This window comes from Thalassobacillus sp. CUG 92003, from assembly GCF_013618635.1.
GTDB lineage: Bacteria > Bacillota > Bacilli > Bacillales > Halobacillaceae > CUG-92003.
Genome location: NZ_JABLSJ010000001.1, coordinates 14,687 through 40,227, shown reverse-complemented (window position 1 = coordinate 40,227; position 25,541 = coordinate 14,687). Strand labels below are relative to the sequence as shown.

Here is a 25,541-nt window from a genome sequence, read left to right as displayed (position 1 = left end):
CATGACATTACCCATCCACCTCCCCGAGCACAATGTCGACCCCGCCTAATATGGTAATCAAGTTTGCCATGTTTTCCCCCTCAAGCAGTTTCGGGAGTATTTGCAAATTGTAAAATGACGGGCGGCGGAATTTCATTCGATACGGTTCTTTCTTTCCGTCACTGTTGATATAACACCCAATTTCCCCCCGCGGCGATTCGATCCTGACATAGGCTTCTCCCGGCGGCGCTTTAATCATCCGCGGTACTTTGGCCATGGTTTTACCTTCTGCTGGCATTTGATCAAACGTTTGTTCAATTATCTTTAACGACTCTTCAATCTCCCCCATTCGGCATTTAAAACGGTCCCAAGCATCGCCTGTTTCCCCTGTGATCACCTTAAAATCAAACCGCTCATACAACGAGTAAGGTTCATGCTTGCGCAAATCCCAATCCACACCCGTGCAACGCAGATTGGCTCCGCTCAACGAATATTGCAGGGCCGTTTCCTGGGAGTACACGCCCACCCCCTTAACGCGACTCAGAAAAATTTCATTTCCGCCTACCAAATCGTGATACCCAGCGAGCTGCTCACGCATATAAGGAACAAATTCCTGAACCCTGTCGAACCAGCCTCCAGGAGCATCCCATTTGACGCCCCCTACCCTCATGTAATTGAAGGTCAATCGGCCACCGGACAGTTCATTCAATAAATTAATGATGCGCTCCCGTTCCCTGAAGGCATATAAAAACGGACTGACGGCGCCAATATCCAGTAAATAAGTACCAAACCAGACAAGGTGACTGGCAATGCGGCCCAGCTCCATAGCCAATACCCGTAAATACTCCGCATAGTCCGGCAGTTCAACGCCCATCATCGTTTCTACAGCATGACACAGAACATAATTATTCGTCATCGCAGCTAAGTAATCCATCCGGTCCGTGTAAGGGATGATCTGAGTATACGTTAAATCTTCCGCCAGCTTTTCAGTGCCCCGGTGCAGATAACCAATGACGGGTGTCGCTTCTTTGATGATCTCCCCATCTATTTTGATCACAAGACGAAACACACCGTGCGTACTCGGGTGTTGAGGTCCAACATTCAATAACATTTCCTCTGTTCTCAGCACAGGCTAGACCTCCTCATCGTAAGCTTCATAGTCTTTGCGAAGCGGGTACCCTTCCCACTCTTCTCCGAGAAAAATGCGTTTCAAATTGGGATGATTGATGAAATGGATACCGAGAAGGTCGTAAGCCTCACACTCAGGCCAATTTGCGCCCTCCCATAATGACGTAACCGTCTCGAGCTCTGGATTGTCACGCTCGATTTTTACCTTCAGGGCCAGCGAATGATGGTGCTCGAAGGAATGTAAATGAAGATACACTTCCATATGAGTTTTTAAATCAGTGCCATGGAGTTCGGATAAATAATTGAATGAGAGTGCGGGATGGTAACGCAATAACTTCGCAACTTGGAAGTACGTATGATCATGAGCCACAAGGGTCGGAACATGTTTAGAAAGACGATTAATATAAGCTGCTTCTAAAGCCATACTCCCTAAATCTTTCTCAATGATCGATAGATACTGATCAAGCAAAGGTTGGTTATAAGAAGGTTCTTCTTCGGTTTTCTCAGGTGCGGATTTTGAAGACGGTGACGATTTTCGTTTTGGTTTGTCATCAGGTGGGCTTTTTTCACTTGATACTGGTTTCTCTGTCGCTTTTTTTGGATTCGTTTCTTCGGTAGGGTGAGGGGTCTGAGGTTTGTTGGGATTCTCTGAATCAGTTGCTGCATTTTCGTTCTGTGAATCCTGTTTATCAGGAGGACCTGAGGATGGTTTGTCCGCCTCATGATCGCGTTGTTGGCGTTCAGATTCTGAGTGATCGCCCCCGTCTTTATGGACAGAGTCGGTTTCCTGTGACTTGTCTTTATCTGTCAACGTAAAAACACCCGCTCCCCCGTTCTGGCTTCATATCTGATTTTTTCCTGCAACTTGTGAATACCGTAAATCAGGGCTGCGGGATTAGGCGGACAACCGGGTATGTAAACGTCAACCGGAACAATCTGATCCACCCCATTTACGACAGCATAAGATTTGATATACGGACCGCCAGCGGTCGCACAGGAGCCCATGGCAATTACATACTTGGGTTCCGGCATTTGATCATAAAGTCTGCGCAGAACAGGTGCCATCTTTTTTGTCACCGTGCCTGAGACAATCATGACATCCGATTGACGCGGCGACGTCCGAAAAAACGAACCGAACCGATCCACGTCATAATGAGAGGATCCGACCCCCATCATTTCAATCGCACAACAGGCCAGTCCAAACGTCATCGGCCATAACGAATTACTCCGTGCCCAGCCTTTCAAATTTTCAAGCGTCGCTAAAAAAACATTCCGCTGCAAGACTTCCCTTTCTTCAGCCGACACACTATTCAAATTCATGTCCATGTAAGCACCTTCTTTTTCCAGGCATAGATCAAGCCAATCAACAGCATGACCACAAAAATGAGCATTTCCACCAACGCAAAAAGACCGAGTTCATCATAGGCGACAGCCCACGGATAAAGAAACACGGTTTCCACATCAAATATGACAAACAACAAGGCGAACATATAGTAGCGGACATTGAACTGAACCCTGGCATCATGAAAAGGTTCAATTCCACTCTCATATGTCGTGGATTTAAGCGGATCAGGATGATGAGGACGCAGCCACCTGCCCACCGTCAAGGCCGTTATCGGTAACAGTAACCCAAGTAACAGAAAAGCAGCAACGAACACATAACTGTTCTGATAAACAAAGAAATCCATACGCTTTTCACCACCTGATGTTTTTTGAAAATTTTTACTTTAAGCGCTTTCATTATAACAAACTGCCTAATGTCTGTCGATGTGTCTATTTTATATAGAGAATGATGTTCTCTATAAATGGTATAGCCATGTCCACAAAAATATGAGTGGGATATCTATTAAAATGGCAGAAAAGTTGTGTTGAGGATGGGGATGTGGAGGGGAAGCGCACATGTCCTTATATTCTGTGCAATCGTCCAAAGATGGATCAAATCGCCCATGCGCATGGAATAATTGCCCAAGCAAGGCGCATTCGCCCAAATATCGGAATAATCGCCCATGTTGGAAGCATAATCGCCCCAATTTCGATGCTAAACGCCCAAGTAAGGCGCACAATCGCCCATGCGACTGCCATAATCGCCCAAGTAAGGCGCATTCGCCCAAATATCGCGATAACCGCCCATGTGAGGGCATAATCGCCCCAATTCCGGTGCTAACCGCCCATGTTCGACCTACAATCGCCCATGCGACTGTGATAATCGCCCAAACGCAGCCGACACCACCTAAATCCAGTCAAAAAAATAAACTGCTTTCAAAATGAAAGCAGTTAGAAATTATTTTCGTATACGGATACACGATTAATAGCACGTTGAAGCGCCATTTCAGCCCGTTTGAAGTCGATATCATCTTGCTTATTCTGCAAACGGCGTTCGGCGCGTTCCTTTGCCTTACGGGCACGTTCAATATCAATGTCAGAAGGCTTTTCCGCGGATTGAGCGAGTATGGTGACCTTATCTGGTCTGACTTCCAGAAAGCCGCCACTGACTGCCATGCGATCGGAATTGCCTTCCTTTTTGAGACGTACAGCGCTGATGCTCAAAGGAGCCACCATCGGGATGTGACCAGGGAGCACCCCTAGTTCCCCGCTTTCCGCCTTACAGCTTACCATTTCAAATGCATCTTCCAAAGCCGGGCCATCAGGAGTGACAACACTCACCGTTAGTGTTTTCATAGTTATTCCTCCTTGGCAGTTGATAAGGCTGAAGCCCGGGTCTTCCCGGGTCGGTCAGCCTGTTCATCACTATTGTTGCATTTGTTTCGCGTTTTCAACGACATCCTCAATGCGGCCGACTAGGCGGAAGGCATCTTCCGGAACATCATCATGTTTGCCATCAAGGATTTCTTTGAATCCTTTCACCGTTTCAGATACCGGCACGTAAGAACCTTTTTGGCCAGTGAACTGTTCGGCAACGTGGAAGTTCTGCGACAAGAAGAACTGAATACGGCGTGCGCGGGATACCGTCAGTTTATCTTCGTCAGACAGTTCATCCATACCTAGGATGGCGATGATATCCTGAAGTTCTTTATAGCGCTGCAGGGTCCGCTGAACTTCGCGGGCTACATCGTAATGCTCCTCGCCTACGATGTCGGCATCAAGTGCACGTGATGTCGACGCGAGCGGATCCACTGCTGGATAGATACCTTGCTCAGAAAGTTTACGTTCCAAGTTGGTTGTCGCATCCAAGTGCGCGAATGTTGTCGCTGGAGCGGGGTCTGTATAGTCATCGGCAGGGACGTAGATCGCCTGGATGGATGTGACTGAGCCTTTATCCGTTGAGGTGATACGTTCCTGCAATTGACCCATTTCAGTTGCAAGTGTTGGCTGATAACCAACGGCTGATGGCATACGACCGAGCAAGGCTGATACTTCTAGACCGCCCTGCGTGAAACGGAAGATATTGTCGATAAAGAACAAGACATCCTGTCCTTCTTCGTCACGGAAATATTCTGCCATCGTCAATCCGCTTAAAGCGACACGCATACGGGCTCCTGGTGGTTCGTTCATTTGCCCGAAGACCATCGCTGTTTTGGAGATAACGCCGGAATCTTTCATTTCATAATAAAGGTCGTTACCTTCACGTGTCCGTTCACCAACACCCGCAAACACTGAAATACCACCGTGTTCTTGGGCGATGTTGTTGATCAGTTCCTGGATCAGAACTGTTTTCCCTACACCGGCACCTCCGAAGAGACCGATTTTTCCACCTTTTACATAAGGGGCGAGCAGGTCAACAACCTTGATGCCTGTTTCTAGAATTTCAGTGTCTGTCGCTAAGTTTTCAAACTGTGGCGCCTGCCTGTGAATAGGGTCACGGCGGACATCGTCACCTAACGGCTCATCAAGATCAATGTTTTCTCCCAATACGTTGAAGACACGTGATAACGTGACTTCTCCGACAGGAACATTGATGGCACGGCCTTTATCGACAACATCCATACCACGTTTGACACCCTCAGTCGAAGACATAGCTACCGTACGAACTGAGTTGTCTCCCAGGTGCAGGGCGACTTCCAACGTAAGGTCGACGTTAACTTCATTTTCGTTTTGCGTTTCGAGTGAAACGTGCAAAGCGTTATAGATTTCAGGGAGCTGACCGTCGTCAAACTTAACGTCAACTACGGGCCCCATTACTTGGGTTACGCGTCCATTACTCATCGATTTCCCTCCTATCTTACGATTCAACTTCCAGAAAAACGTTTATTCGAGGGCGGCAGCACCGCCGACAATCTCGGTGATTTCCTGGGTTATAGCAGCCTGGCGTGCTCGGTTATAGGACAATGTCAAATCATCAATCAATTCGTCTGCGTTGTCCGTAGCACTCTTCATGGCTGTCATGCGAGCTGCGTGCTCACTGGCTTTTCCATCAAGCAAAGCGCCAAAGATTAGGCTTTCGGCGTACTGAGGTAAAAGTGTGGCGAGAATTTCTTCCTGGTTCGGTTCGTATTCATAAGAGCTAGTGGCGGCTTTGGTTTCGCCGTCGTTTAAATTAGTCAGCGGCAGTGCTTTTTTCTCGGTGACTTCCTGAGAGATGGCACTGACATAACGATTATAAAACAGGTATAGCTCGTCAATTTCCTCATCAGTAAACAATTGTACTGACTCTGCAGCAAGATCTTTTATATCTGCGAAATTTGGCTGGTCTGCGACACCGACGATCTCTTTGTCGACTGGCATGTTCCGTTTCTCGAAGAAATCTCGGCCGATGCGTCCCATCACAATCAGCTTATATTCATCAGCTGAAGTATGCTGCTGCCTAATCCGCTGATAGACCGTGCGCAAAACACTTGAATTATAGGCCCCGGCAAGTCCACGATCAGACGTAATGACCAAATAGCCGCTCCGCTTGACTTCACGGGACTCCAGCATCGGGTGTTGTGCGCGCCCACTGCTAGAAGCAATGCTCGTTACAACGTCTTGGATTTTTTCGCTGTAAGGAACAAAATTCTTCGTGTTTTGCTCGGCTTTATTCAATTTTGAAGCTGATACCATCTGCATCGCTTTGGTTATCTGCTTCGTTTTCTTTGTCGAGTTAATCCGTCCTTTGATATCTCTAAGAGATGCCATGCTGTTTCACCACCCTTTCGTTCAAAGGTTGCGATCAATTATTCAGAAACGACGAACGTTTTCTTGAATGCTTCAACCGCTTCTTTCATGTCGTCTTCTTCAGCAAGTTTTCCTGTTTCACGAATTTGTTTAAGAAGATCTTTACGGTTGCTGCTGAACCATGTATGGAACTCATCTTCAAAACGGGTAATATCTTCAACTGGAATGTCATCCAGATAGCCTTTCGTCAAAGCGAAAATGATCATAACCTGCTTTTCGACAGCCAATGGTTTATGAAGACCTTGCTTAAGTACTTCAACGGTGCGGGCACCACGATTCAGCTTAGCCTGTGTTGCTTTATCCAGGTCAGAACCGAACTGCGCAAATGCTTCCAGCTCGCGGTAGGATGCCAAGTCAAGACGCAGGGTACCTGCTACCTTCTTCATGGCTTTGATTTGGGCAGAGCCCCCTACACGTGATACGGAAAGTCCTGCGTTGATGGCTGGTCTGACACCTGAGAAAAACAGGTCAGACTGCAAGAAGATCTGTCCGTCCGTAATTGAGATGACGTTCGTCGGTATATAAGCCGAGATATCCCCAGCCTGCGTTTCTACGAAAGGAAGAGCAGTTAGAGATCCGCCGCCTTTAGCGTCACTTAATTTAGCCGCGCGTTCCAACAAACGGGAGTGTAGATAGAAGACATCCCCAGGGAAGGCTTCACGGCCTGGAGGACGGCGCAACAGCAAGGAAAGCTCACGATAAGCTGCGGCCTGTTTGGATAAGTCATCATAAACAACCAATACGTGCTTGCCATTGTTCATGAATTCTTCACCCATGGAAACACCAGCATAAGGTGCAAGATATAACAATGGTGCTGGTTGTGAGGCACTGGCAGTCACGACAATGGTATAGTCGAGTGCTCCGTGGCGACGAAGCGTTTCAACCGTCCCTCTTACAGTGGATTCCTTTTGACCGATCGCGACATAAATACAGATCATGTCCTGGTCATGTTGGTTCAAGATGGTGTCAAGTGCAACGGATGTCTTCCCTGTTTGACGGTCGCCGATGATCAATTCACGCTGACCGCGGCCAATTGGTACGAGCGCGTCAATCGCTTTAATACCGGTTTGCAGTGGCTCATCAACTGATTTACGATCCATCACGCCAGGCGCCGGCGATTCGATCGGACGGGTTTTGCTCGTTTCCACTGCCCCTTTCCCATCGACAGGCTGTCCAAGTGGGTTAACCACGCGGCCCAGCAATTCATCACCTACTGGAACCTGCATGATACGTCCGGTACGACGCACTTCATCGCCTTCTTTAATTTCCGTATACGGCCCAAGAATGACAAGACCGACGTTACTTTCTTCAAGGTTTTGTGCTAATCCCATTACGCCGTTTGCGAATTCAACCAGCTCACCGGCCATAATATCATCAAGGCCATGTGCGCGAGCGATCCCGTCACCGACTTCGATAACGGTTCCGACATCGTTGACTTCGATATCAGATTCATAATTTTCTATTTGCTGTTTAATCAAGGAACTGATTTCTTCAGCTTTTATGCTCATGCCATTTCACCCCTATCATCGTTAGTATGCAGATACTAATTTCCGTTCAATACGTTCGAGCTTACCACTGACGGAACCATCGTAAATCCGATTGCCGACTCGCAACTTAATTCCTCCCAGGAGGGAAGGATCAACGATATTGTTAAGCAGCAACGTTTTTTTGCCCAATTTTTGAGCGAAAACGGTTGAAACCTGCTTTTTTTCCTCTTCGCCCAGCTCTCGAACGGAATAGACATCCGCTTCAGCTATTCCTTTTGCATCGTTCATCCGAGCAATAAACTGTTCGGCAAGTTCTGGAAAAATCTCTTCCCGATGTCGGTCGATCAACAGCTTCAAGGTGTTTATGATTACAGGTGAAAAGCTTTGGAAGGCTTCCGAAATCAGCTGTTTCTTCTTATCGACAGAAATACGGGGATGCTTCAGGAATGTTACAAATTTTTTATTATCTTGGAGAACGGCGCGCAGTGTGCGCAATTCTGTTTCAAATTGATCCAGTTGAGAGTGTTCATCTCCGAGTTGAAAAAGAGCATCCGCATAGCGTTTAGCAACGATTGTTTCACTCATCGCTCTTCTCCTGCCTCTTTAATGTATTCATTGATCAGGGCTTCCTGATCTTCTTCAGATAATTCTTTCTCGATCACTTTGCTTGCAATCATGACCGACAAGGATGCCACTTGATCCTGTAAGGCCTGAACAGCTTTTTCTTTCTCTTGCTCAATTTCTTCGCGAGCGGATTCTTTAATACGTTCTGCTTCTGTGCGTGCTGTTTCAAGAATATCGCGTTCCTGTTGAGTAGCAGATTTTTTCGCGTCTTCTATGAGGCTTTGTGCTTCCTGACGTGTCTTTTTCAACTCTTCTGCCGCTTCATGCTGCAGTTGTTGTGCTTCTTCACGGCTCTTTTCAGCTGTGTCGATCTCATTGGATATATATTCTTCACGCTCTTGCATCATTTTCATCAAAGGTCCCCAGGCAAATTTGCGCAGCAACGCCAAAAGAACTAAGAAGAAGAAGAGCTGGACCGCCATATCAAGCACGTGGAAACCCCCGGCTGTAGCGCCCAATACCAGATTCGTTGTAAATCCTTGCACAGTGTTCACTCCTTTCCACACATTACCGTATAGGCTAAACATGAGAAAAATTCGGCTTAAGAACTTATCAAAAGTCGAAATTTTCGATTAATCTTACTTTAGAATAATATTTCCAAAGCGTATAAGGAATGGCGAAGTTAACTAATGAACTTCGCCATTCTTGTTAACCGGAAGCTTGTCCGTATTTATTGTCCCATTACGATAAATGCGATAACAACACCGATGATCGGAATGGCCTCAACCAACGCAACACCAATGAACATTGTCGTTTGCAAAGTTCCGCGTAGCTCAGGTTGACGCGCGATACCTTCTACTGTTCTCCCCACGATTAAACCGTTACCAATACCAGCACCTACAGCTGCTAGTCCTACTGCAATTGCCGCTGCAACTAGACCCATAATTTACTCCTCCTTAAATATTATAAAAGTTTTTTCTTAATTATATTAATGGTCTGAACTCACCTTGTGAGAAATGTAAACCATTGTCAACATTGTGAAAATAAATGCTTGGATAAAACCTATAAAAGTACTGAATCCCTGCCAAGCAAGCATGGGAATGGCTGCACCGAAGAATCCTCCAACACTTGAAACGGCTAATCCAGCCAATAGTGTCAGCAAGATTTCTCCTGCAAAAATATTTCCATATAGACGAAGACCAAGCGTTAATGTATTAGCGAATTCCTCGAGGATTTTAAATGGAAATAAGAAAGGGAGTGGACGGAAAAAATCTTTTCCGTATTCTTTTGCTCCTTTCAGCTTAATGCCATAATAGTGACTTAAAATGACAACCAGGATCGCTAATGTCAGTGTAATACCCGGATCTGCAGTCGGTGATTTCCACCACAGATTATGACCGACAGCGCCCATTGTGATGACACCCAGCATATTGGCAACAAATATATATACAAAGAGTGTCAACCCAAGTGGCAGGAACAATCGTCCTGTGCGCCAATTCATATTTGAGCCGATAATTCCTTTGATGAAATCAATCACCCATTCAATGAAATTCTGGTAGCCCCGGGGTTTCCGTTGCATATTCCTTGTAGCAGCCACAGCTAAAAAGAATACAATGACTGATGCCACAAACATCATCAGCACATTGGCCAAATTAACGCTCAACCACGAAATGCCAAAGACATTTTCAATTATCGGTGCTTCGTGATCCAATCTGTTCACCTCTCTTCCCTATTGCTAAACTTTACCCTTTATAGACAAGGTAATCTATCATAATGACAAAATAAACTGTCATTAAGCCCAAAACGACTGCGATCAAATGGAAATGGTCTTCAAATTGAAGGGCGATGACTACGGCTAATGCGCCGGAAGCCAGTCGCGAAAACGTGCCGAGCCCTTTAACGGATTTGCTCTCCCCTGATGCTTCACCGAGCTTTCTAATCTTGCGCTGCATCAGCCAGAGATTGTAAAAACTTAAGGCGCTTCCTAGGAGGAGTCCTAAGAAGACCGACTTGTACGGGGTAAGGCCCCACCCAAGTACAAGTAATGCAAGAAGATAGAACATCCATTTTCGTTGACGGGTGATCATGTGCTGAAATGTATCCAAGTTTAATCGTCTCCCGTATAATCTCGTACTAAATGAATCGTTCCATATGTACCGGCTCCCAACCCGAGGAAAATTCCTATAATCAGGAAAAGGGGTGTTGTGGAAAGCAGTCCGTCTACCCATTTGCCTAAAAAAACCCCCACAAGCGGTCCACCCACTAGTTGGGATATTATGGCACTTGTCAGACCAATGGCCTTAAATGGGTTCGAGTTATCATTCATAGTCTTCCCCCTTCCATATAGCAAAAGGGGAGTGGCTTTTTTGACACTCACCTGTGAAAACCTTATCATTCCACACTATGTTAGAATACAATAGGGGTTAAGGGTTGTCAATGCGTTTGAGGTTAAAAGTCCATTTAATTGACAAGATTCTACAGGCAGTCTACTGCATACATTCTCTCACGAAAATCCCCCTCTTTCCAATAAAAAAACCCCCGTTTACGAGGGTCATGATTAACACCGTTATGATCTTCTTTATTCTACGAATCAGGCTGACTGTCTTCGTTCATTCCCTCACCAAGCAAAATCGGAAAAGGGTAACTGAAATGTCCGGATTCTGTTCTCACTGTGATCACTGCCAGCCACTCTTTCACCGCTGTTGTCTGCTGGTTTTTCAATTCTCCCGTAATCGTTCCTGGTTCCAGATCCTGCAACGAAAGCAGGCGTTTACGAAAAATGAACGTGCTCGGGTCATAAAGATCGACTTGTAAGCTTTCGGCTCGTTCCGCTAAATAAAAGCGATAGTGGGCATTGTCTTTTGAATGCCAAGTCGGGACAAGTTCAAATCCCATGACCCTCGGATAATCGCTCGTTTCCACCATATACGAATATGGAATGCGGTAGTCGCGCTCGTCCGTTTTCATGGTCACGTAGCCTTGCTGGAACCCGCCTTCGGTCATATGAGCATCAACCCGCAAACGAATGATATAGGTTGCTTTTTCCCCCGGCTGCAACGTTGTGCTTTTAGGCATATCCCACCTCAAACCAGGCTGATGTTGAGGGCGTTCAAATGCCACGTTTCTCTTAGCATCGGACTGGTTTTCCAAGGTGATTTCGGCCGTTGTTTCGGTAAACGTTTCATTTAATTTGCCAAAATTTAACGGCCCCGAACTGATCAGGAAATCCGGGTCCAGCGCCTCTTGGATACGCACTTTGCCAAATCCTTGCACCATCGGCGGGTATAAGCCTGATGATTCATCCGTAAGAGGTTCAGCCCCGGATAATAGCGCAGCTTTAATCTCTGCAGGGCTCCAGTGAGGATGTGCTTGTTTGACAAGAGCTGCAACGCCGGTGATATGGGGAGCGGCCATACTTGTTCCTTGCAATTCTGCATAGCCGCCGCCCGGAACGGTACTGTCAATTGCTACACCCGGAGCGACAATGTCTGGTTTGATGGCCCAATTGACGGTGACGGGGCCTCGCGAGCTAAACGGGGCCATTTGATCTGTCATGCTTTGAAATTGCGTCTCCATCCATTCATCTTGATTGGCCACATGTTCAAGCAGCCATTCCCCGTTAGCCTGAGAGATGCTGACTATGGGAATGTTGATGGCACCCTCTTCAGTTAACGCGCCTTGCAGCTCGCCTTCTTCATTATTATAGATGATCAAGGCTTCGGCTCCAGCTTCCTCGGCTTGTTCTGCCTTTTCGGTAAACGGTGTGCCGCCTCGTTCCATTAACAAAATATGACCTTTTGCCTCCGGGATGACCCCTTTGGCTTGCGGGGCCGATTTTATGGGATACCGTTTATCCAGCTCCCAGGGTACAGATCCCACAAGTGGCTCCATCGCAATTTTCTTTCGATGAAAGGCATGATATAAGTACGGTTTTTGCAAAGGCGGATTTGAGGCACCTACGGCGATGACTTCAGGGGCGGTGGCAGGCGAACCGACCGACCATGTCTCCGGTCCGGCGTTTCCTGCCGCCACCACAACCGTCACCCCCAATTTCGTTGCCTTGCTTACCGCCATACTTGTCGGCCAATCGGGTCCATTGACGTCATTTCCGAGAGATAAGTTGATGACATCCATGCCGTCCTTTACCGCTTCCTCAATCGCTGCGATCACTTGAACGGACGTGCCCATGCCATGCGGGCCTAACGCTCTGTATCCATACAACTCCGCATCGGGCGCGATCCCTTTCATCTTACCGTCAGCCGCAATGATGCCGGCAACATGCGTACCGTGTATGGTCGCCCCTTCATCAATCGTTTCCATCGGATCATCATCAAAATCGACGACATCAAACCCGCCCTGGAAATTGGCCTTCAAATCGGGGTGCGTGTAATCCACACCTGTATCGATAACCCCAACCTTGACCCCTTCGCCCGTAAAGGTGCTTTTAGACGTGTCTTGCTTGTCTTCTGTCAAAAAAGGGACGGATTGATTGGTCAAAGCTCGATAGGTTTGAACGGGATGGGTATTGATGACGGCATCGAGCCGGCTAAGTTTGTCTAATTCTTCGGCGTCGCCTTTTACCGCGATGCCATTAAATACCTTTTCATAGGTGGCCACGACCTCAAGCCGTGGTATGCGGCGCTCCAGCTGCTCCATAAATTCAGCTGAGGGTTGGTCCAATTCCAGGATAACGGTCTCCTCTTGGTCGATATCGAATCCCGAGGTGACGAATATAATTAAACAACCTAATATGAAACCACAATATCGACGCATAGGAGAAGTGCTCCTTTTCCTTGGTTTTATTTAATTTCGTTATTGATTTTTCATACAAGCCCCATATTGCCCTTTACGGTATTAGGGTTTGGGTTGGGTGGGAAACAACTCGCTTTCCTGCGGGGGAACCGGCGAGCCTCCTCGGTCGCTTAGCTCCCTGTGGGGTCTCGCCGAGCCCTTCTCCCGCGGGAGTCTCGTCGTTTCCCACCCAACCCCTCTTCATTTTGGTGAAAGGGCCTTTCTTTAAAAGTAAGTGTAGTCAGCTGTATTTCTTGAAATGCTGCAATCATTAGCGGCCAGGAGTGGCGTTGCTACGTTATTCCTTACCATAAAACAGGTGTCAGATAAGATAAGTCGTAATGAATTACCCTTATTGCAACTCCCCGGATAAAACGCTCTTTACATGTCTAAACCTGGCATGAATAACGCTTATATGGTCAATCAAAAATAACGATCAATAGAGCCTTTTCTCCTTATTGTTCTTATATAGGCTTCAGGCTATACAAAAAACGGAGCGGATTCCTGTCATTAGGAAACCGCTCCGTGAATTACATTTTAAACAAGCAGTGTAAACTCGTTAGGCTGAACCAGAGAGTGATTGAAATAGTACCGTATGGCTTCTGCTATCCGAGCAGAAGCGTGGCCGTCCCCATAAGGGTTGGACGCTTTCGCCATAGCTTGATAGGCCGCATCATCAGATAACAGCTCATGAGCTAAGTCGAAAATATGGTCCTGCTGGGTGCCAGCCAATTTTAACGTGCCCGCTAAAATGCCTTCCGGTCGCTCCGTCGTGTCGCGCAATACTAAAACGGGCACACCTAAGGAGGGTGCTTCCTCTTGCACCCCGCCTGAATCCGTTAAAATCAGATGGGCACGCGAAGCAAAATTGTGAAAATCAATGACGTCCAACGGTTCAATCAATTGAATCCGCTCGTCGTTTCCTAAAATGCTTTCTGCCGTTTCCTGAACAACGGGGTTGAGATGAACCGGATACACCACATGGATATCCTCATGCGTTTCGACCATCCGTTTGATCGCTCGAAACATCTGTTCCATGTTGTTCCCGAGGTTTTCACGACGATGGGCGGTCATTAAAACGAGACGTTTGTCGCCGGCATGTTGCAGGACATCACTGGTATACCTGGTGTCGACAGTCGTTTTCAGGGCATCGATCGCTGTGTTCCCGGTGACGAAAATGTGATCTGCGGACTTATTTTCAGCTAATAAATTATCACGGGATTTATTGGTCGGTGCAAAATGAAGATCTGCCATGACACCGGCCAGCTGGCGGTTCATTTCTTCCGGGAAAGGTGAATATTTACTCCACGTGCGGAGTCCCGCTTCCACATGGCCGACAGGAACCTGATTGTAATAAGCAGCCAGTGAGGCAGCAAATGTTGTGGTCGTATCGCCATGAACGAGCACAATATCAGGACCTGTTTCCTTGATGATGTCATCCAAGCCTTCCAGTGCCCGCGTCGTGATTTGCGCAAGCGTTTGCCGATCCCTCATGATGTTCAAATCATAGTCCGGTTCAATTCCAAACACGTCCAGGACTTGATCAAGCAGTTCTCTATGCTGTGCTGTAACGGCAACAATTGATTCGAATTGTTTTTCGCGTTTTTCCAATTCCAGTACAAGGGGCGCCATTTTGATGGCTTCCGGCCTCGTACCGAAAATGGTCAATACTTTTATGCGATCAGACACAGCTTTCACTCCAAACCTGGTTGATTATTTCGTACCAAACAAGCGATCTCCTGCGTCTCCAAGTCCTGGGACGATATATCCTTTCTCATTGAGTTTCTCATCTAATGCAGCAAGGTAAATATCGACATCAGGGTGCTCTTTTTGCACTTCTTCTACACCCTCTGGAGCGGCAACCAGACACATCAAACGTATTTGACGGGCTCCGCGTGTTTTCAGCGACTGAATAGCAGCATTAGCTGAACCACCTGTGGCTAGCATGGGATCGATAACGATCAATTCACGCTCTTCAATATCACTTGGAAGTTTGACGTAATATTCTACCGGCTGCAAGGTTTCCGGGTCACGGTACAAGCCGACGTGGCCGACTTTCGCTGCTGGGATCAATTGAATAATCCCATCAATCATGCCAAGTCCGGCACGGAGGATCGGTACGAGACCGATTTTCTTTCCTGTCAGCACCTTAGCCTGGGCGTCCTCAACGACCGGCGTATTAATGTTTATATCTTCTAAAGGAAGATCTCGGGTGATTTCAAAAGCCATCAGAGCAGATACTTCATCGACTAATTCACGGAACTCCTTCGTTCCTGTTTCCTGCTTCCTTATGTACGTTAGCTTATGCTGGATTAACGGATGATCCAGAACGAATACCTTTCCCATTACCGATCACTCCTTAAATAATTTGCATCCTTAAAATTGTACTTAAAAATACGACTGTCTGCAAGGCGCGATAAACATGAAGCCCCTGAGAAAAAATCCCAAGGGCCGTCAGCCATTATGCTTTAGCGAGTTGTTGGTACAAAGGGAAACGTGAGGTCAGCTGCTGCACACGATCAGCCGCTTCTTTCAATTTCGCTTCATCTTCATGGTTCTTCAACGTAAAGGCCATGATATCTGCAATTTCCTCCATATCAGCCTCTTTAAAGCCACGTGTTGTGACAGCGGCCGTGCCGATACGAATGCCGCTGGTTACAAACGGACTCTCCGGATCAAAAGGAATCGTGTTTTTGTTCGTCGTGATGCCTACTTCATCCAGCGCTTTTTCCGCGACCTTACCGGTTAACCCGAGGTTACGCACATCAAGTAGCAGCAAATGATTATCCGTGCCGCCGGAAACAACCCGGACTCCCTGCTTTTCCAGTGATTCACCCAACTGCTTGGCATTGGCAATGATCTGGCGGGAGTAGGTGATAAATTCAGGCTGCAGCGCTTCTAAAAATGAGACAGCTTTCGCCGCGATGACATGCATGAGGGGGCCTCCCTGCATGGCCGGGAAAACAGCTTTATTGATTTGCTTAGCAAATTCTTTTTCACACAAAATCATGCCGCCGCGTGGTCCACGCAATGTTTTATGTGTGGTTGTCGTAACAAATTGGGCATGCGGTACGGGATTGGGATGAAGGCCAGCCGCCACCAAACCTGCAACGTGGGCCATATCCACTAATAAATACGCCCCGACTTCATCCGCAATTTCGCGGAAACGGGCAAAATCGATTTCACGCGGGTAGGCACTAGCTCCAGCGACAATCAGTTTCGGCTGTACTTCTTTTGCTTTAGCTAAAACCGCGTCATAATCAATTTTTTCGGTATCCTGATCGACACCATAATCTTCGAATTGGTAAAGGGTGCCACTGAAATTGACTGGGCTGCCATGTGTCAAATGACCGCCATGGTTCAGGTTCATCCCCAGAACTTTATCGCCTGGGTTAAGCACGCTGAAATAAACCGCCATATTCGCTTGGGCACCTGAATGCGGCTGAACGTTCGCATGCTCTGCCCCAAACAACTCCTTAGCCCTATTTCGCGCCAGGTTTTCAACGACATCGACGTGTTCACAGCCACCGTAGTAACGACGTCCAGGGTATCCTTCTGCGTATTTGTTCGTTAAAACTGAACCCGTTGCTTCCATAACCGCTTCTGAAACAAAATTTTCCGAAGCGATGAGTTCAATTTTATCGTGCTGCCTTGAGCGTTCATCGTCCATTGCTTGAAATACATCCTGGTCAAAGTTTTTTAAGTTTTCCATTCGTGATTTCCCCTTTCTGAACGTTACCTGTTGATATGATCAATCACACGCGACATCTTGGGACGGTTTTTCATACGAGGCGCGTTCGCCTCCAATCAGACGCGGACGGGTCCTCGCTATATTAACATGGGCTGATCCGATATGACGCTGCGATATACGCACGGGTACAGCCACTTGTTTTAAATGCATGCCTATCAGTGTATCGCCGATATCAATGCCAGCATCCCCTTTTACGGACTCAACGAGCACGGGGTCCTGTAATTGCTTATAAGCATAAGACGCCATGGATCCACCGGCTTTAGGAACGGGCACGGCCGAAACTTCTTCGTACCCCTGCTGTTTCATCATATGGCGTTCCATTAAAAGAGCACGATTCAAGTGTTCGCAACACTGAAAAATGGGTTCAATGCCGGTATCTTCCTTCAGCTTGTTTAATACAGCATACATCACTTTGGCGATTTCTTCACTTCCAGAAGTTCCGATGCGACTTCCGGCCACTTCACTGGTCGAGCAGCCAACTACAAATAAGTCGCCTTCTTTCAAAAAACTAGCTTTTTTTATTTCGTCCAGCAGATGAAGGGCTTCGTCTTCGAGTGTGCGGACATCCACCATACTTTCCCATCCCTTCTGGAACTAGATTTGAAAAAAGAGGAAGCGTGTCGGTGTTGGCTCCCCCCTGTTCTATTAACTATTCTATTATTTATTTTCGTAATCGGCAATCTTTTGAACACGACGCGCGTGGCGACCGCCCTCAAATTCTGTAAAGAACCACGTCTTGACGATCTCCAATGCAAGACCTGTTCCGATCACACGTTCTCCCATACACAGGATATTGGAATCATTATGCTCTCGTGTAACCTTCGCTGTAAAGACATCATGAACGAGTGCTGCTCGGATGCCTTTGACTTTATTCGCAGAGATAGACATACCGATGCCGGTCCCGCAAATGAAAATGCCTTTATCAAACTCACCATTGGCCACCCTTTCAGCGGCCGGCAAACTGTAATCGGAATAATCGACGGATCCTTCGCAATCACAGCCGCTATCCGTAACATTGACATCCATTTCTTCTAGCAGACGGGCCACCTCTTTTCGTAAATGGGTGCCGCCATGGTCTGAAGCAAGAATTACATTCATACCGTGATCACTCCTTCCCTATCTATCATGCCCGCTTATTGACAGCCTGTCAATTGGAAATGGTAATCTACGGCTTTCGATTCATTACGAGGCTATATCGGTGGTCTTGTGAGAAAAGTATGCCTCAATCTCAGAAGAATATGTCATACAAAAACAGGAGCCTACCGTTAGGCGACTCCTGTCTATCTTTCCTATGAGCCATTTTCATGGTTATCGATTTTTTCCACTAGCAGTTTGATATGTTGCTCTATTTCGTCACGGCTGTCACGATAAACGACGATGTCCCTGCCGAATGGATCGGATATATTCAAATTCGGCAGTTTATTTTCTAGTTTTTGGATGCGTTCTATGGGGTCTTGTAGTTCTTTTCTTAGATGCTGCTCCAGTTTATCTTCATCCATGGCGTCCTTCTGATCACGGATAATCATGGCGCGTCTGTCTTCAAAATCAGCATACAATCCTTTTAACGTTTCCCAATCGTCATCGTTGGTCAACACGTATTCCTTTAACGTGAATAACTTATCTTCATTAATAGTGAATTGTAAGGCCAGCGTTTGTTTGTGGTGTTCGGTCATCGTCAAAATTAAGTCGGCCCAGTCAAGCAAATCCCTGGAAATTGGTGTGGAACGGGCTTCAGTACCCAAGCCCTTTTCATTTAACACTTCGATTGTTTCCTCTACTAACGGCTCCCCTTTGCCCGCGAAAATGCCGGCAGATTTCACCTCAACATGCGGCGCTTGTTTCTTTAATAGTGCCTCAGCCATGGGGCTTCGGCATGTGTTCCCCGTGCATACAAACAAAATGTTCATGAGACAACGCCTCCGTAGTTCAAGTCTATCTCTAATATACCATAAGGCGTCCTGCCACCGAAATGACTAAAATATTGTGTGCAGTCCCATGGAACATAGAATACTTCCGCCTAAAATACCACTGTACACGCCGAGAAATCCGTGCGCTTTTCTACCTAATAAGAAACCTCCCCATGTCATCATCGTGCTGACAATCCCGAACATGATGATGGTGACTACCACAGCATAACCGGCTATCCCTAAGCTCAATCCTGCAGAGAAACTATCAATACTTACACTGAAGGCAAATAGCCAAACCCCTGCTCCAACGGGCGTATACGTCGGGAGGGACTTGTCCACTAACGAGGAAAAAATGGCATGACTTCCAAGTGCTATCAACAACAGGCCGCCGATCAACGAAGCCATCGTATCGAGGTTTACGGAGAGGAGTTGACCGATGACGATCCCGACGGCCGGCATGACCATATGAAAAATCCCGACCATCAGCCCGGAGGTGAAGATGTGACGTAAGCGGATCGGACGCATCCCCATGCCTAATGCAACTGAAAAACTATCCATCCCCAGTGCAAATGCTAATAATAATAATGAAAATGCCCCTTCAGACCAAATCTCCGCCATACATAAACCTCCCCGGATATGCTATCTTCATGATATGCGTCCGGGGAGGCTTGTATGATGTTAAAATTGATTCACTTTTTTAGCTGCTGCTTTCTTCAATCGGTTCATAATCGCGGCTCCAATGCCTGTTTCCGGAAAGGCTTCACACACGATGATATCTACATCCGATTTTTTAAACTGTCTGAGGACACGGTATAATGTCTCGCCTATTTCGGCCAAATGTTCACGTGAGCCACAAACCGCAATCGGCCGATCCCCTAACGTTTCCGCCAACTCGCGGCTCGCAATGACACCGACACGTTGATTGTCACGCTCAAGTTGAGCGATTTGCTCGGCAAAAAAGTCATCCTCTCCATCAATCAGCCAGAGCGGCGCTTCTGGCGCATAATGGGTATATTTCATACCAGGTGATTTCGGCGCTTCCTGCGCGGATTTAACTAAAGCAGGATCCATGATGACGTCCGGGTCAATCTGCTTCAACATTTCATATGGAACACCGCCAGGTCTCAATATCACCGGGAGGTCACTGGTACAATCCAACACCGTCGATTCCAACCCAACACCGGTCGCTCCGCCATCAATGACACCGGAGATCCGGCCGTTCAAATCTTGCATCACGTGTTCAGCCGCTGTGGGACTTGGGCGGCCGGAATAATTAGCACTTGGCGCAGCGACAGGAAGGTCCGCTGCCTTTAACAATGCAAGAGCTACCGGATGAGCCGGCATACGAATGGCGACAGTGGATAACCCTGCCGTCACATTTTCCGCCGCTGTTCCATTACTGTTTAGAATGAGCGTAAGTGGTCCTGGCCAGCATTGGTCCATAAAATGATTCGCTTTATCTGGAATGTGTGTCACGAGATGACCGACTTGCTCACGGCTATGCACATGGACAATCAACGGGTTATCCACGGGCCTGCCTTTGGCTGAAAATATTTTACCCACTGCCCGTTCATTCGTGGCATCCGCCCCTAGGCCGTACACGGTTTCCGTCGGGAATGCAACAACGTTCTTATCCCGAAGTTCACGGGCTGCTTCTTTTATATCATCATGAAACTGATCGACATCCTTGGGAACCTCCCACAGTTTCGTTTCTAAGCTCATAAGCAGAGAACTCCTTTATTAATGATCTCGATTATCATTATGGAGGGGAACAAACAAGAGCGCAACTGGAAACTACAGCTCTCATCTGACATTATCCACAAATGATCCACAAGCACAAAAAAAAGCGTGTATAAGTTTGATGACTTATACACACTTTTTGATAGTTTATCCCCAGTTCTGTTGATAACTTGTGGATATGCGGTAAGGTTATCCACAATACCTACTGTTACCTTGTGGTTAACCGGTATATATCCACATTTTTTCGAGCGATGCCTCCTTGTTATCTGCCGTTTCATTTGGTGAAAACTGTTGATAACGAAGCAGCTCATCTAGCTGCTCGGAATGACTTCGCACCACCAACGTGCTCCATTGGCTTTTGCGGAATGTATCTTGTATGGCTTCAAAAATGACCAGCACATGCCCCGGGGTGATGCTCTGTTCCATTACGAGACGTTTCAATTGAACCTCGCCGTTGCCAAGCGGAGTCAGGAGGAACGAGCCGATTGTTTCTCCTTTTTCGATAATCCTGTATCCTGAATCAAATAATTGCTGACGCTCTTCCTCAGCTATGAATAAGTCCTTAACATCATCATGCAATGTAATTTTAGCTATTTCCATCTTGCCCCACGCTCCTTTGCTTTCTTCTATTATTACTCTATGAAATGGGGGCTAAGATATGCTAACCAAATATGTTATTCCAGATACGCACGAGAAAAAATTCCACTTCGACGTCTTCATCCTTTTCCTCTGCTTCTACGGTTTGCTCAGACGCTGCTTCATCCACCGTTGCCCCATTCGAGAAATCCAAAAAGCATAAAGGCGGGAACAGCACGCACCACCAATTATCACCTTTACCTTCACCGAGCGTAATTAAAATTGCTTCATAATCCCCTGCAGGGTAGATGAACGACCCATATAGTTTGGTCGGAAAGGAAACGGCGTCATCATAATCAACTTGATACGTGTTCCCAGCACCTTCACTCGCTAATGTGTCTGCGACAATAGCATCGACTTCATCAATACGATCTTGAATAAGCTCGCGGGCCGCCTCGATCGATGTAAGTTCTTCAACCCACTGCGTGATTTCTGCGTTGACCTTGTCACGGATAGTCCGTTTCACATCCTGGTCCATTTTCGCATTACTATTTGCTAATATACGTAACCGGATCGCTTCGTCCGGAATCACTTGAAAGTTTTGTTCAGATACGCCGGCCGCTGCGTTCGGCGTTCCCGAAATACCTGTTAAGAGCAGCCCGATAAGGAGTGAAACCAACGTTATCTTCTGCATATGAAAACCCCCTTTGCTTTCTTGTCCTCATTATGGGCAAAGGGGAATTTGCTTAAACTCTTAAACTATTAATTTTTTCAACTCTGTTCTATTCGGAAGTTCAACTCCGTTATACCACTCGCTTTCAGTATAAGTGTTTCCTAAACGACTCAGGGGAAAAGGTATCATCTGCTTTTACCGCAAAAATAAAGCGAGGATGTCCGTTCATATCTTTCCGTATCTCCGTTTGATAATGCGGCACTTCCTTCAGCATTAACTCTGCTAAACGATCGCCTTGTAAATGCCCCATTTCAAACGCAATTAAAGCAGGCTGCTTTTCCCGAGGATAAGCGGCAAGCTGACGTACCATGACATGGTAAGCCGCCAGCCCGTCATGATCTGCGAATAACGCAAGGGCCGGATCAAATTCTCGGACGGTATCAGACAGCGATGCTTCTTCGGCGTAGGAAATGTAAGGCGGATTCGACACAAGGATATCAACGCCTTGTAAGTTAAGTGCATCAAGAAAATGTCCTTCCTTGAAAGTCACCTCAGCTTGATAGGAAGCTGCATTCTGCTTTGCTACCGCTAACGCCTGAGGGGAAATATCGGTTGCCTTCACGGTTACGCCTTGAAGTTCTAGAGCCAGGGTGATCGCAATGACACCTGCACCCGTTCCGATATCAGCGATGGTAACGTCGTTCCACGAACGGGAGCGGGCAAATGCTAAGACCCCTTCCACCAATTCCTCCGTTTCTGGACGCGGAATCAGCACATCCGGTGTTACGGTAAACGTACGCCCAAAAAAATGCCCGGTACCGGTCATATGTTGAATCGGGATGCCGGTGACTGCGTGGTGTTTTATGTCATGAATAAAAGCGGCTTGCTTCTCTTCTGGCATGGCATCACGTAAACAGGCTAGTAATTGCGCATAGGAAAGCTGCAAATGATAATCCAGCAGTAAATCTGCTATTTTGGCTTCACGATCGTGCTGCTGCAAAAAAAGAGAAGCCCACTGTCGGGCTTCCTGGATGGTTTTAAAGGAGTGGGTCATGTCTATTCACCAATCTGCTCTAATTTTTGAGATTGTTCTTCGATCAATAACGCATCGATGATGGCATCCAATTTACCTTCTAAGACTTGATCCAGCTTTTGCAGCGTTAGACCAATCCGATGATCCGTCACACGCGTCTGCGGGAAGTTATACGTCCGAATACGTTCCGAGCGATCGCCGGAGCCTACTGCAGATTTACGTGTTTCATCATATTCTGCCTGCGCTTCTTTTTGATACATATCGTAGATGCGGGCACGTAAGACTTTCATCGCTTTTTCTTTGTTTTTGATCTGTGATTTCTCATCCTGACATGAAACGACGACGCCCGTAGGTACATGCGTCAGTCTGACAGCAGACATGGTCGTGTTGACACTCTGACCGCCAGGACCGCTGGAAGCGAACGTATCAACCCGGATATCCTTATCATGAATCTCCACTTCGACCTCTTCTGCTTCCGGCAAAACCGCTACCGTCGCCGTAGACGTATGAATCCGGCCGCCTGATTCGGTTTCCGGCACACGTTGAACACGATGCGCTCCGTTTTCATATTTCATCTTAGAATAAGCACGTTCACCGTTCACCATAAAAATGATTTCGCGGAAACCGCCTAATTCGTTAGGATGCGATTCAATCACTTCGATCTTCCAACCGTATGATTCCGCATAGCGCGTATACATCCGGTAAAGATCCGCAGCAAATAAACATGCTTCATCGCCTCCGGCAGCCCCTCTGATTTCCATAATGACATTTTTATCATCATTAGGATCTTTCGGAAGCATCATCACCTTAAGCTCTTCAGCCAATTCATCCTGCTTCGCATTCAATTCGCTTATTTCATCTTTAACCATCTCATGCATATCATCATCAAGGTTGTCATCAAGCATTGCCCTGGCATCCTCAAGTTGCGAGGTGACATTGTTATATTCGCGGTACTTCTGAACGGTCCCCTCAAGATCGGATTGTTCTTTGGAATAATCACGTAATTTTTTATGATCATTGATAACTTCAGGATCACTCAGTAATTCATTTAATTTTTCATAACGATCTTCAAGCGTCTGTAATCGTTCAATCACTGGTCAACACCTCTTTCTCCATAACATTCTAATTATATTATAGAGAAAGCGGAGTTACAACCTGCATCAGACGATAGATGCTTGCCAGAGGCGCTCGGCTTTATTTCACCTTAACGTGGTAATCGTACCGGGGAACAGCACGTTCAGCCGCAAGCCGGACTTCTCTTTCCTTGCTGTCTCGTTCTTTCCCTGTCATTTTATCATCGACTTTAACTGTGACTCTAACATAAGCAGCCTCTAAAATAATGCGCTGTACGTCCACACCCTCCACGCTTTCCGCAGCAGCTTTGATCTTATCACGATCCACTTTCAAGCCCCACGTATTGCCAACATTCCCGATTTGTCTCGGGTTCTGCATCGGTTCATCTGTATCATCGACTTGGCCCATTTGTTTAATGTCATCTCGATTCGTACTTCCTTGATAATTGTCATCCGAACCAAGACAGCCAGTCATGACTAACATAACAGCCATTCCCATTAAGACGAGTCGCACCATTCTTCTTTTCCTCCTAGCATTTTTGCTTAGTATGGTCTGAAGGTGGTGTGTTTATCAAAAAAATTAGCTAAGTAAAATTTTAAGGAGGCGTTCCATAACCGCTCCGTCAAAACACTTCGCTTTCCACGGGCACGGCCTCAGCTTCCTCGAAAAGCAAAGAACGCTTTTCTGCGGGATCTTCGGCTCGCGCTGTTCACGCATGCGTCTACGCGTTTTGACTACGCTCATGACAGCGTTGACCCTCTGCTTCACTTAAGTAAAGCCTCATACATGTGAATAATAATTGGATAGCGATTTATTCCATTTTAAATTCAATTCATTTTTATGATAGTGAAGGGATCTCTCTTAAACTAATCATACAAAATGCCGAACAATTTCAACTAAATCGTTCGGCATTTGTGTTTTTATTCAGTTTTATTACAGCCTTTTGTGCCATTTTCTCGCGTCAAACTAAAACCTCGTGAAGTTCGGATTATGCGTGATGGTCTACGTGTGCTTTCAATTTCGCTTGCCTGGGTCTATTTGGTACTTCATGGTGGTGACGACACCTTGGTTCATAGGATTCTGACGCACCTACGAGGATGACAGGATCATCATAGGAGGCTGGTTCGCCATCGATTAAACGCTGCGTCCGGCTTGCGGGAGAACCGCAAACGGGGCAAATCGCGTTCAGCTTGGTTACGGATTCGCTGAGTGCCATCAGGTTTGGAACCGCTCCAAATGGTTCGCCGCGGAAATCAGTATCCAGACCAGCTGTAATGACTCGAATACCACGATCGGCCAGTGTTTCAGCTACATCGATAATGGTTTCATCAAAGAATTGAATTTCATCAATGCCGACGATATCAATGGAATCATCGACATGCTCAAGAATATCCAGTGAGTGTTCAACCGGACGCGCCAACACAGAGGTTCCGTTATGCGACACGATAGAATCCTCTTTGTACCGGTTATCAATCACTGGTTTATAAACACGGACAGATAAATTCCCATATGTAGCTCGTCTTACCCGACGAATGAGCTCTTCTGACTTTCCACTGAACATGCTGCCACAAATCATTTCGATCCAACCGCTTTGTTTCATCACATACACGTGTGATCGCTCCCTTCACGTAGCTACTCTCATTATTCCTGAAACAGTACTTTTACATACAAAAAGAGCCTCCCTGAAATGCGTCTGCCAGGCCACGGTATCTTCCCGGCAACCTCA

29 protein-coding genes are annotated in these 25,541 nt (G+C 46.8%); all 29 read right to left on the bottom strand.

Translation table 11 applies throughout. The features are described 5' to 3' along the window. Positions 1–7: 7 nt before the first annotated feature. Positions 8–1,108: an NADH-quinone oxidoreductase subunit D gene (locus tag HOP45_RS00215; protein ID WP_181346783.1), complete on the bottom strand. Its 1,101-nt coding sequence runs from the start codon at positions 1,106–1,108 to the stop codon at positions 8–10. 3 nt (positions 1,109–1,111) lie between these two features. Then, entirely contained in the window at positions 1,112–1,918 is an 807-nt protein-coding gene (locus HOP45_RS00210; protein ID WP_181346782.1) for an NADH-quinone oxidoreductase subunit C, read from the bottom strand. Then, positions 1,915–2,433, bottom strand: coding sequence for a NuoB/complex I 20 kDa subunit family protein (locus HOP45_RS00205; RefSeq protein WP_181346781.1), 519 nt, complete (start codon positions 2,431–2,433; stop codon positions 1,915–1,917). Before HOP45_RS00205 ends, HOP45_RS00210 begins: the two co-directional genes overlap by 4 nt. Beyond that, complete coding sequence (locus tag HOP45_RS00200) at positions 2,424–2,795, bottom strand: NADH-quinone oxidoreductase subunit A (protein WP_181346780.1); 372 nt, start codon at positions 2,793–2,795, stop codon at positions 2,424–2,426. The genes HOP45_RS00205 and HOP45_RS00200 overlap by 10 nt, the downstream gene beginning before the upstream one ends. Positions 2,796–3,381: 586 nt before the next feature. Beyond that, positions 3,382–3,786 (bottom strand): F0F1 ATP synthase subunit epsilon, encoded by a 405-nt coding sequence (locus HOP45_RS00195; protein WP_181346779.1) that lies wholly within the window; start codon positions 3,784–3,786, stop codon positions 3,382–3,384. A gap of 69 nt (positions 3,787–3,855) precedes the next feature. Continuing rightward, positions 3,856–5,271, bottom strand: coding sequence for a F0F1 ATP synthase subunit beta (gene atpD, locus HOP45_RS00190; RefSeq protein WP_181346778.1), 1,416 nt, complete (start codon positions 5,269–5,271; stop codon positions 3,856–3,858). A 42-nt stretch (positions 5,272–5,313) separates the two neighbouring features. Continuing rightward, positions 5,314–6,180 carry an ATP synthase F1 subunit gamma gene (atpG, locus tag HOP45_RS00185; protein WP_181346777.1) on the bottom strand — a complete coding sequence of 289 codons (867 nt, stop codon included), beginning with the start codon at positions 6,178–6,180 and terminating at the stop codon, positions 5,314–5,316. A 38-nt stretch (positions 6,181–6,218) separates the two neighbouring features. Next, positions 6,219–7,727, bottom strand: a complete 1,509-nt coding sequence (gene atpA / locus HOP45_RS00180; protein ID WP_181346776.1) for a F0F1 ATP synthase subunit alpha — start codon at positions 7,725–7,727, stop codon at positions 6,219–6,221. 21 nt (positions 7,728–7,748) lie between these two features. Continuing rightward, positions 7,749–8,291, bottom strand: a complete 543-nt coding sequence (locus HOP45_RS00175) for a F0F1 ATP synthase subunit delta (RefSeq protein WP_181346775.1) — start codon at positions 8,289–8,291, stop codon at positions 7,749–7,751. After that, the gene (locus tag HOP45_RS00170) at positions 8,288–8,815 is read right to left on the bottom strand and encodes a F0F1 ATP synthase subunit B (RefSeq protein ID WP_370457916.1); all 528 of its coding nucleotides are present in this window, start codon (positions 8,813–8,815) and stop codon (positions 8,288–8,290) included. The genes HOP45_RS00175 and HOP45_RS00170 overlap by 4 nt, the downstream gene beginning before the upstream one ends. Before the next feature lie 185 nt (positions 8,816–9,000). After that, the gene (atpE, locus tag HOP45_RS00165) at positions 9,001–9,213 is read right to left on the bottom strand and encodes a F0F1 ATP synthase subunit C (protein WP_181346773.1); all 213 of its coding nucleotides are present in this window, start codon (positions 9,211–9,213) and stop codon (positions 9,001–9,003) included. 45 nt (positions 9,214–9,258) lie between these two features. Then, positions 9,259–9,981: a F0F1 ATP synthase subunit A gene (gene atpB / locus HOP45_RS00160; protein WP_181346772.1), complete on the bottom strand. Its 723-nt coding sequence runs from the start codon at positions 9,979–9,981 to the stop codon at positions 9,259–9,261. Between the two features lie 31 nt (positions 9,982–10,012). Then, on the bottom strand, positions 10,013–10,375 hold the full coding sequence (locus tag HOP45_RS00155) for an ATP synthase subunit I (RefSeq protein ID WP_181346771.1): 363 nt from the start codon (positions 10,373–10,375) through the stop codon (positions 10,013–10,015). Between the two features lie 2 nt (positions 10,376–10,377). Continuing rightward, positions 10,378–10,596: an AtpZ/AtpI family protein gene (locus tag HOP45_RS00150; RefSeq protein ID WP_181346770.1), complete on the bottom strand. Its 219-nt coding sequence runs from the start codon at positions 10,594–10,596 to the stop codon at positions 10,378–10,380. Between the two features lie 257 nt (positions 10,597–10,853). Further along, a complete protein-coding gene (locus HOP45_RS00145; RefSeq protein ID WP_181346769.1) occupies positions 10,854–13,043 on the bottom strand; it encodes a S8 family serine peptidase in 2,190 nt (729 codons plus the stop codon). 555 nt (positions 13,044–13,598) lie between these two features. After that, the gene (gene wecB, locus HOP45_RS00140) at positions 13,599–14,750 is read right to left on the bottom strand and encodes a non-hydrolyzing UDP-N-acetylglucosamine 2-epimerase (RefSeq protein ID WP_181346768.1); all 1,152 of its coding nucleotides are present in this window, start codon (positions 14,748–14,750) and stop codon (positions 13,599–13,601) included. Positions 14,751–14,774: 24 nt separating this feature from the next. Next, on the bottom strand, positions 14,775–15,407 hold the full coding sequence (upp, locus tag HOP45_RS00135) for a uracil phosphoribosyltransferase (RefSeq protein WP_181346767.1): 633 nt from the start codon (positions 15,405–15,407) through the stop codon (positions 14,775–14,777). Between the two features lie 115 nt (positions 15,408–15,522). Next, positions 15,523–16,773, bottom strand: coding sequence for a serine hydroxymethyltransferase (locus HOP45_RS00130; protein ID WP_181346766.1), 1,251 nt, complete (start codon positions 16,771–16,773; stop codon positions 15,523–15,525). A 39-nt stretch (positions 16,774–16,812) separates the two neighbouring features. Further along, the gene (locus HOP45_RS00125) at positions 16,813–17,385 is read right to left on the bottom strand and encodes a TIGR01440 family protein (RefSeq protein ID WP_181346765.1); all 573 of its coding nucleotides are present in this window, start codon (positions 17,383–17,385) and stop codon (positions 16,813–16,815) included. Positions 17,386–17,469: 84 nt separating this feature from the next. Next, positions 17,470–17,910, bottom strand: coding sequence for a ribose 5-phosphate isomerase B (gene rpiB / locus HOP45_RS00120; protein ID WP_181346764.1), 441 nt, complete (start codon positions 17,908–17,910; stop codon positions 17,470–17,472). Positions 17,911–18,101: 191 nt separating this feature from the next. Next, positions 18,102–18,719: a low molecular weight protein arginine phosphatase gene (locus HOP45_RS00115; protein ID WP_181346763.1), complete on the bottom strand. Its 618-nt coding sequence runs from the start codon at positions 18,717–18,719 to the stop codon at positions 18,102–18,104. Between the two features lie 66 nt (positions 18,720–18,785). After that, positions 18,786–19,337, bottom strand: a complete 552-nt coding sequence (locus HOP45_RS00110; protein ID WP_181346762.1) for a manganese efflux pump MntP — start codon at positions 19,335–19,337, stop codon at positions 18,786–18,788. A 60-nt stretch (positions 19,338–19,397) separates the two neighbouring features. Then, positions 19,398–20,441 (bottom strand): L-threonylcarbamoyladenylate synthase, encoded by a 1,044-nt coding sequence (locus HOP45_RS00105; RefSeq protein ID WP_181346761.1) that lies wholly within the window; start codon positions 20,439–20,441, stop codon positions 19,398–19,400. Between the two features lie 237 nt (positions 20,442–20,678). Then, positions 20,679–21,059 (bottom strand): hypothetical protein, encoded by a 381-nt coding sequence (locus HOP45_RS00100; RefSeq protein WP_181346760.1) that lies wholly within the window; start codon positions 21,057–21,059, stop codon positions 20,679–20,681. 61 nt (positions 21,060–21,120) lie between these two features. Further along, positions 21,121–21,729, bottom strand: coding sequence for a stage II sporulation protein R (gene spoIIR / locus HOP45_RS00095; RefSeq protein WP_181346759.1), 609 nt, complete (start codon positions 21,727–21,729; stop codon positions 21,121–21,123). Positions 21,730–21,853: 124 nt separating this feature from the next. Continuing rightward, positions 21,854–22,762 carry a peptide chain release factor N(5)-glutamine methyltransferase gene (gene prmC / locus HOP45_RS00090; protein ID WP_181346758.1) on the bottom strand — a complete coding sequence of 303 codons (909 nt, stop codon included), beginning with the start codon at positions 22,760–22,762 and terminating at the stop codon, positions 21,854–21,856. A gap of 2 nt (positions 22,763–22,764) precedes the next feature. Further along, the gene (gene prfA / locus HOP45_RS00085) at positions 22,765–23,835 is read right to left on the bottom strand and encodes a peptide chain release factor 1 (protein ID WP_181346757.1); all 1,071 of its coding nucleotides are present in this window, start codon (positions 23,833–23,835) and stop codon (positions 22,765–22,767) included. Between the two features lie 100 nt (positions 23,836–23,935). Further along, the gene (locus tag HOP45_RS00080; RefSeq protein ID WP_181346756.1) at positions 23,936–24,331 is read right to left on the bottom strand and encodes a hypothetical protein; all 396 of its coding nucleotides are present in this window, start codon (positions 24,329–24,331) and stop codon (positions 23,936–23,938) included. Positions 24,332–24,803: 472 nt separating this feature from the next. Then, a complete protein-coding gene (locus tag HOP45_RS00075) occupies positions 24,804–25,424 on the bottom strand; it encodes a thymidine kinase (RefSeq protein ID WP_181346755.1) in 621 nt (206 codons plus the stop codon). Between the last annotated feature and the right edge of the window lie 117 nt (positions 25,425–25,541).

Coding starts and splice junctions, on each gene's coding strand:
- HOP45_RS00115 (WP_181346763.1), bottom strand. CDS start 18,719: ATGAACATTTTGTTTGTATGCACGGGGAACACATGCCGAAGCCCCATG.
- spoIIR (WP_181346759.1), bottom strand. CDS start 21,729: ATGCAGAAGATAACGTTGGTTTCACTCCTTATCGGGCTGCTCTTAACA.
- HOP45_RS00125 (WP_181346765.1), bottom strand. CDS start 17,385: ATGGTGGATGTCCGCACACTCGAAGACGAAGCCCTTCATCTGCTGGAC.
- HOP45_RS00145 (WP_181346769.1), bottom strand. CDS start 13,043: ATGCGTCGATATTGTGGTTTCATATTAGGTTGTTTAATTATATTCGTC.
- HOP45_RS00150 (WP_181346770.1), bottom strand. CDS start 10,596: ATGAATGATAACTCGAACCCATTTAAGGCCATTGGTCTGACAAGTGCC.
- rpiB (WP_181346764.1), bottom strand. CDS start 17,910: ATGAATGTAATTCTTGCTTCAGACCATGGCGGCACCCATTTACGAAAA.
- HOP45_RS00205 (WP_181346781.1), bottom strand. CDS start 2,433: ATGGACATGAATTTGAATAGTGTGTCGGCTGAAGAAAGGGAAGTCTTG.
- HOP45_RS00105 (WP_181346761.1), bottom strand. CDS start 20,441: ATGAGCTTAGAAACGAAACTGTGGGAGGTTCCCAAGGATGTCGATCAG.
- HOP45_RS00080 (WP_181346756.1), bottom strand. CDS start 24,331: ATGGTGCGACTCGTCTTAATGGGAATGGCTGTTATGTTAGTCATGACT.
- HOP45_RS00100 (WP_181346760.1), bottom strand. CDS start 21,059: ATGGAAATAGCTAAAATTACATTGCATGATGATGTTAAGGACTTATTC.
- HOP45_RS00195 (WP_181346779.1), bottom strand. CDS start 3,786: ATGAAAACACTAACGGTGAGTGTTGTCACTCCTGATGGCCCGGCTTTG.
- atpA (WP_181346776.1), bottom strand. CDS start 7,727: ATGAGCATAAAAGCTGAAGAAATCAGTTCCTTGATTAAACAGCAAATA.
- upp (WP_181346767.1), bottom strand. CDS start 15,407: ATGGGAAAGGTATTCGTTCTGGATCATCCGTTAATCCAGCATAAGCTA.
- HOP45_RS00130 (WP_181346766.1), bottom strand. CDS start 16,773: ATGGAAAACTTAAAAAACTTTGACCAGGATGTATTTCAAGCAATGGAC.
- HOP45_RS00110 (WP_181346762.1), bottom strand. CDS start 19,337: ATGGCGGAGATTTGGTCTGAAGGGGCATTTTCATTATTATTATTAGCA.
- atpD (WP_181346778.1), bottom strand. CDS start 5,271: ATGAGTAATGGACGCGTAACCCAAGTAATGGGGCCCGTAGTTGACGTT.
- atpE (WP_181346773.1), bottom strand. CDS start 9,213: ATGGGTCTAGTTGCAGCGGCAATTGCAGTAGGACTAGCAGCTGTAGGT.
- atpG (WP_181346777.1), bottom strand. CDS start 6,180: ATGGCATCTCTTAGAGATATCAAAGGACGGATTAACTCGACAAAGAAA.
- HOP45_RS00175 (WP_181346775.1), bottom strand. CDS start 8,291: ATGAGTGAAACAATCGTTGCTAAACGCTATGCGGATGCTCTTTTTCAA.
- HOP45_RS00200 (WP_181346780.1), bottom strand. CDS start 2,795: ATGGATTTCTTTGTTTATCAGAACAGTTATGTGTTCGTTGCTGCTTTT.
- prmC (WP_181346758.1), bottom strand. CDS start 22,762: ATGACCCACTCCTTTAAAACCATCCAGGAAGCCCGACAGTGGGCTTCT.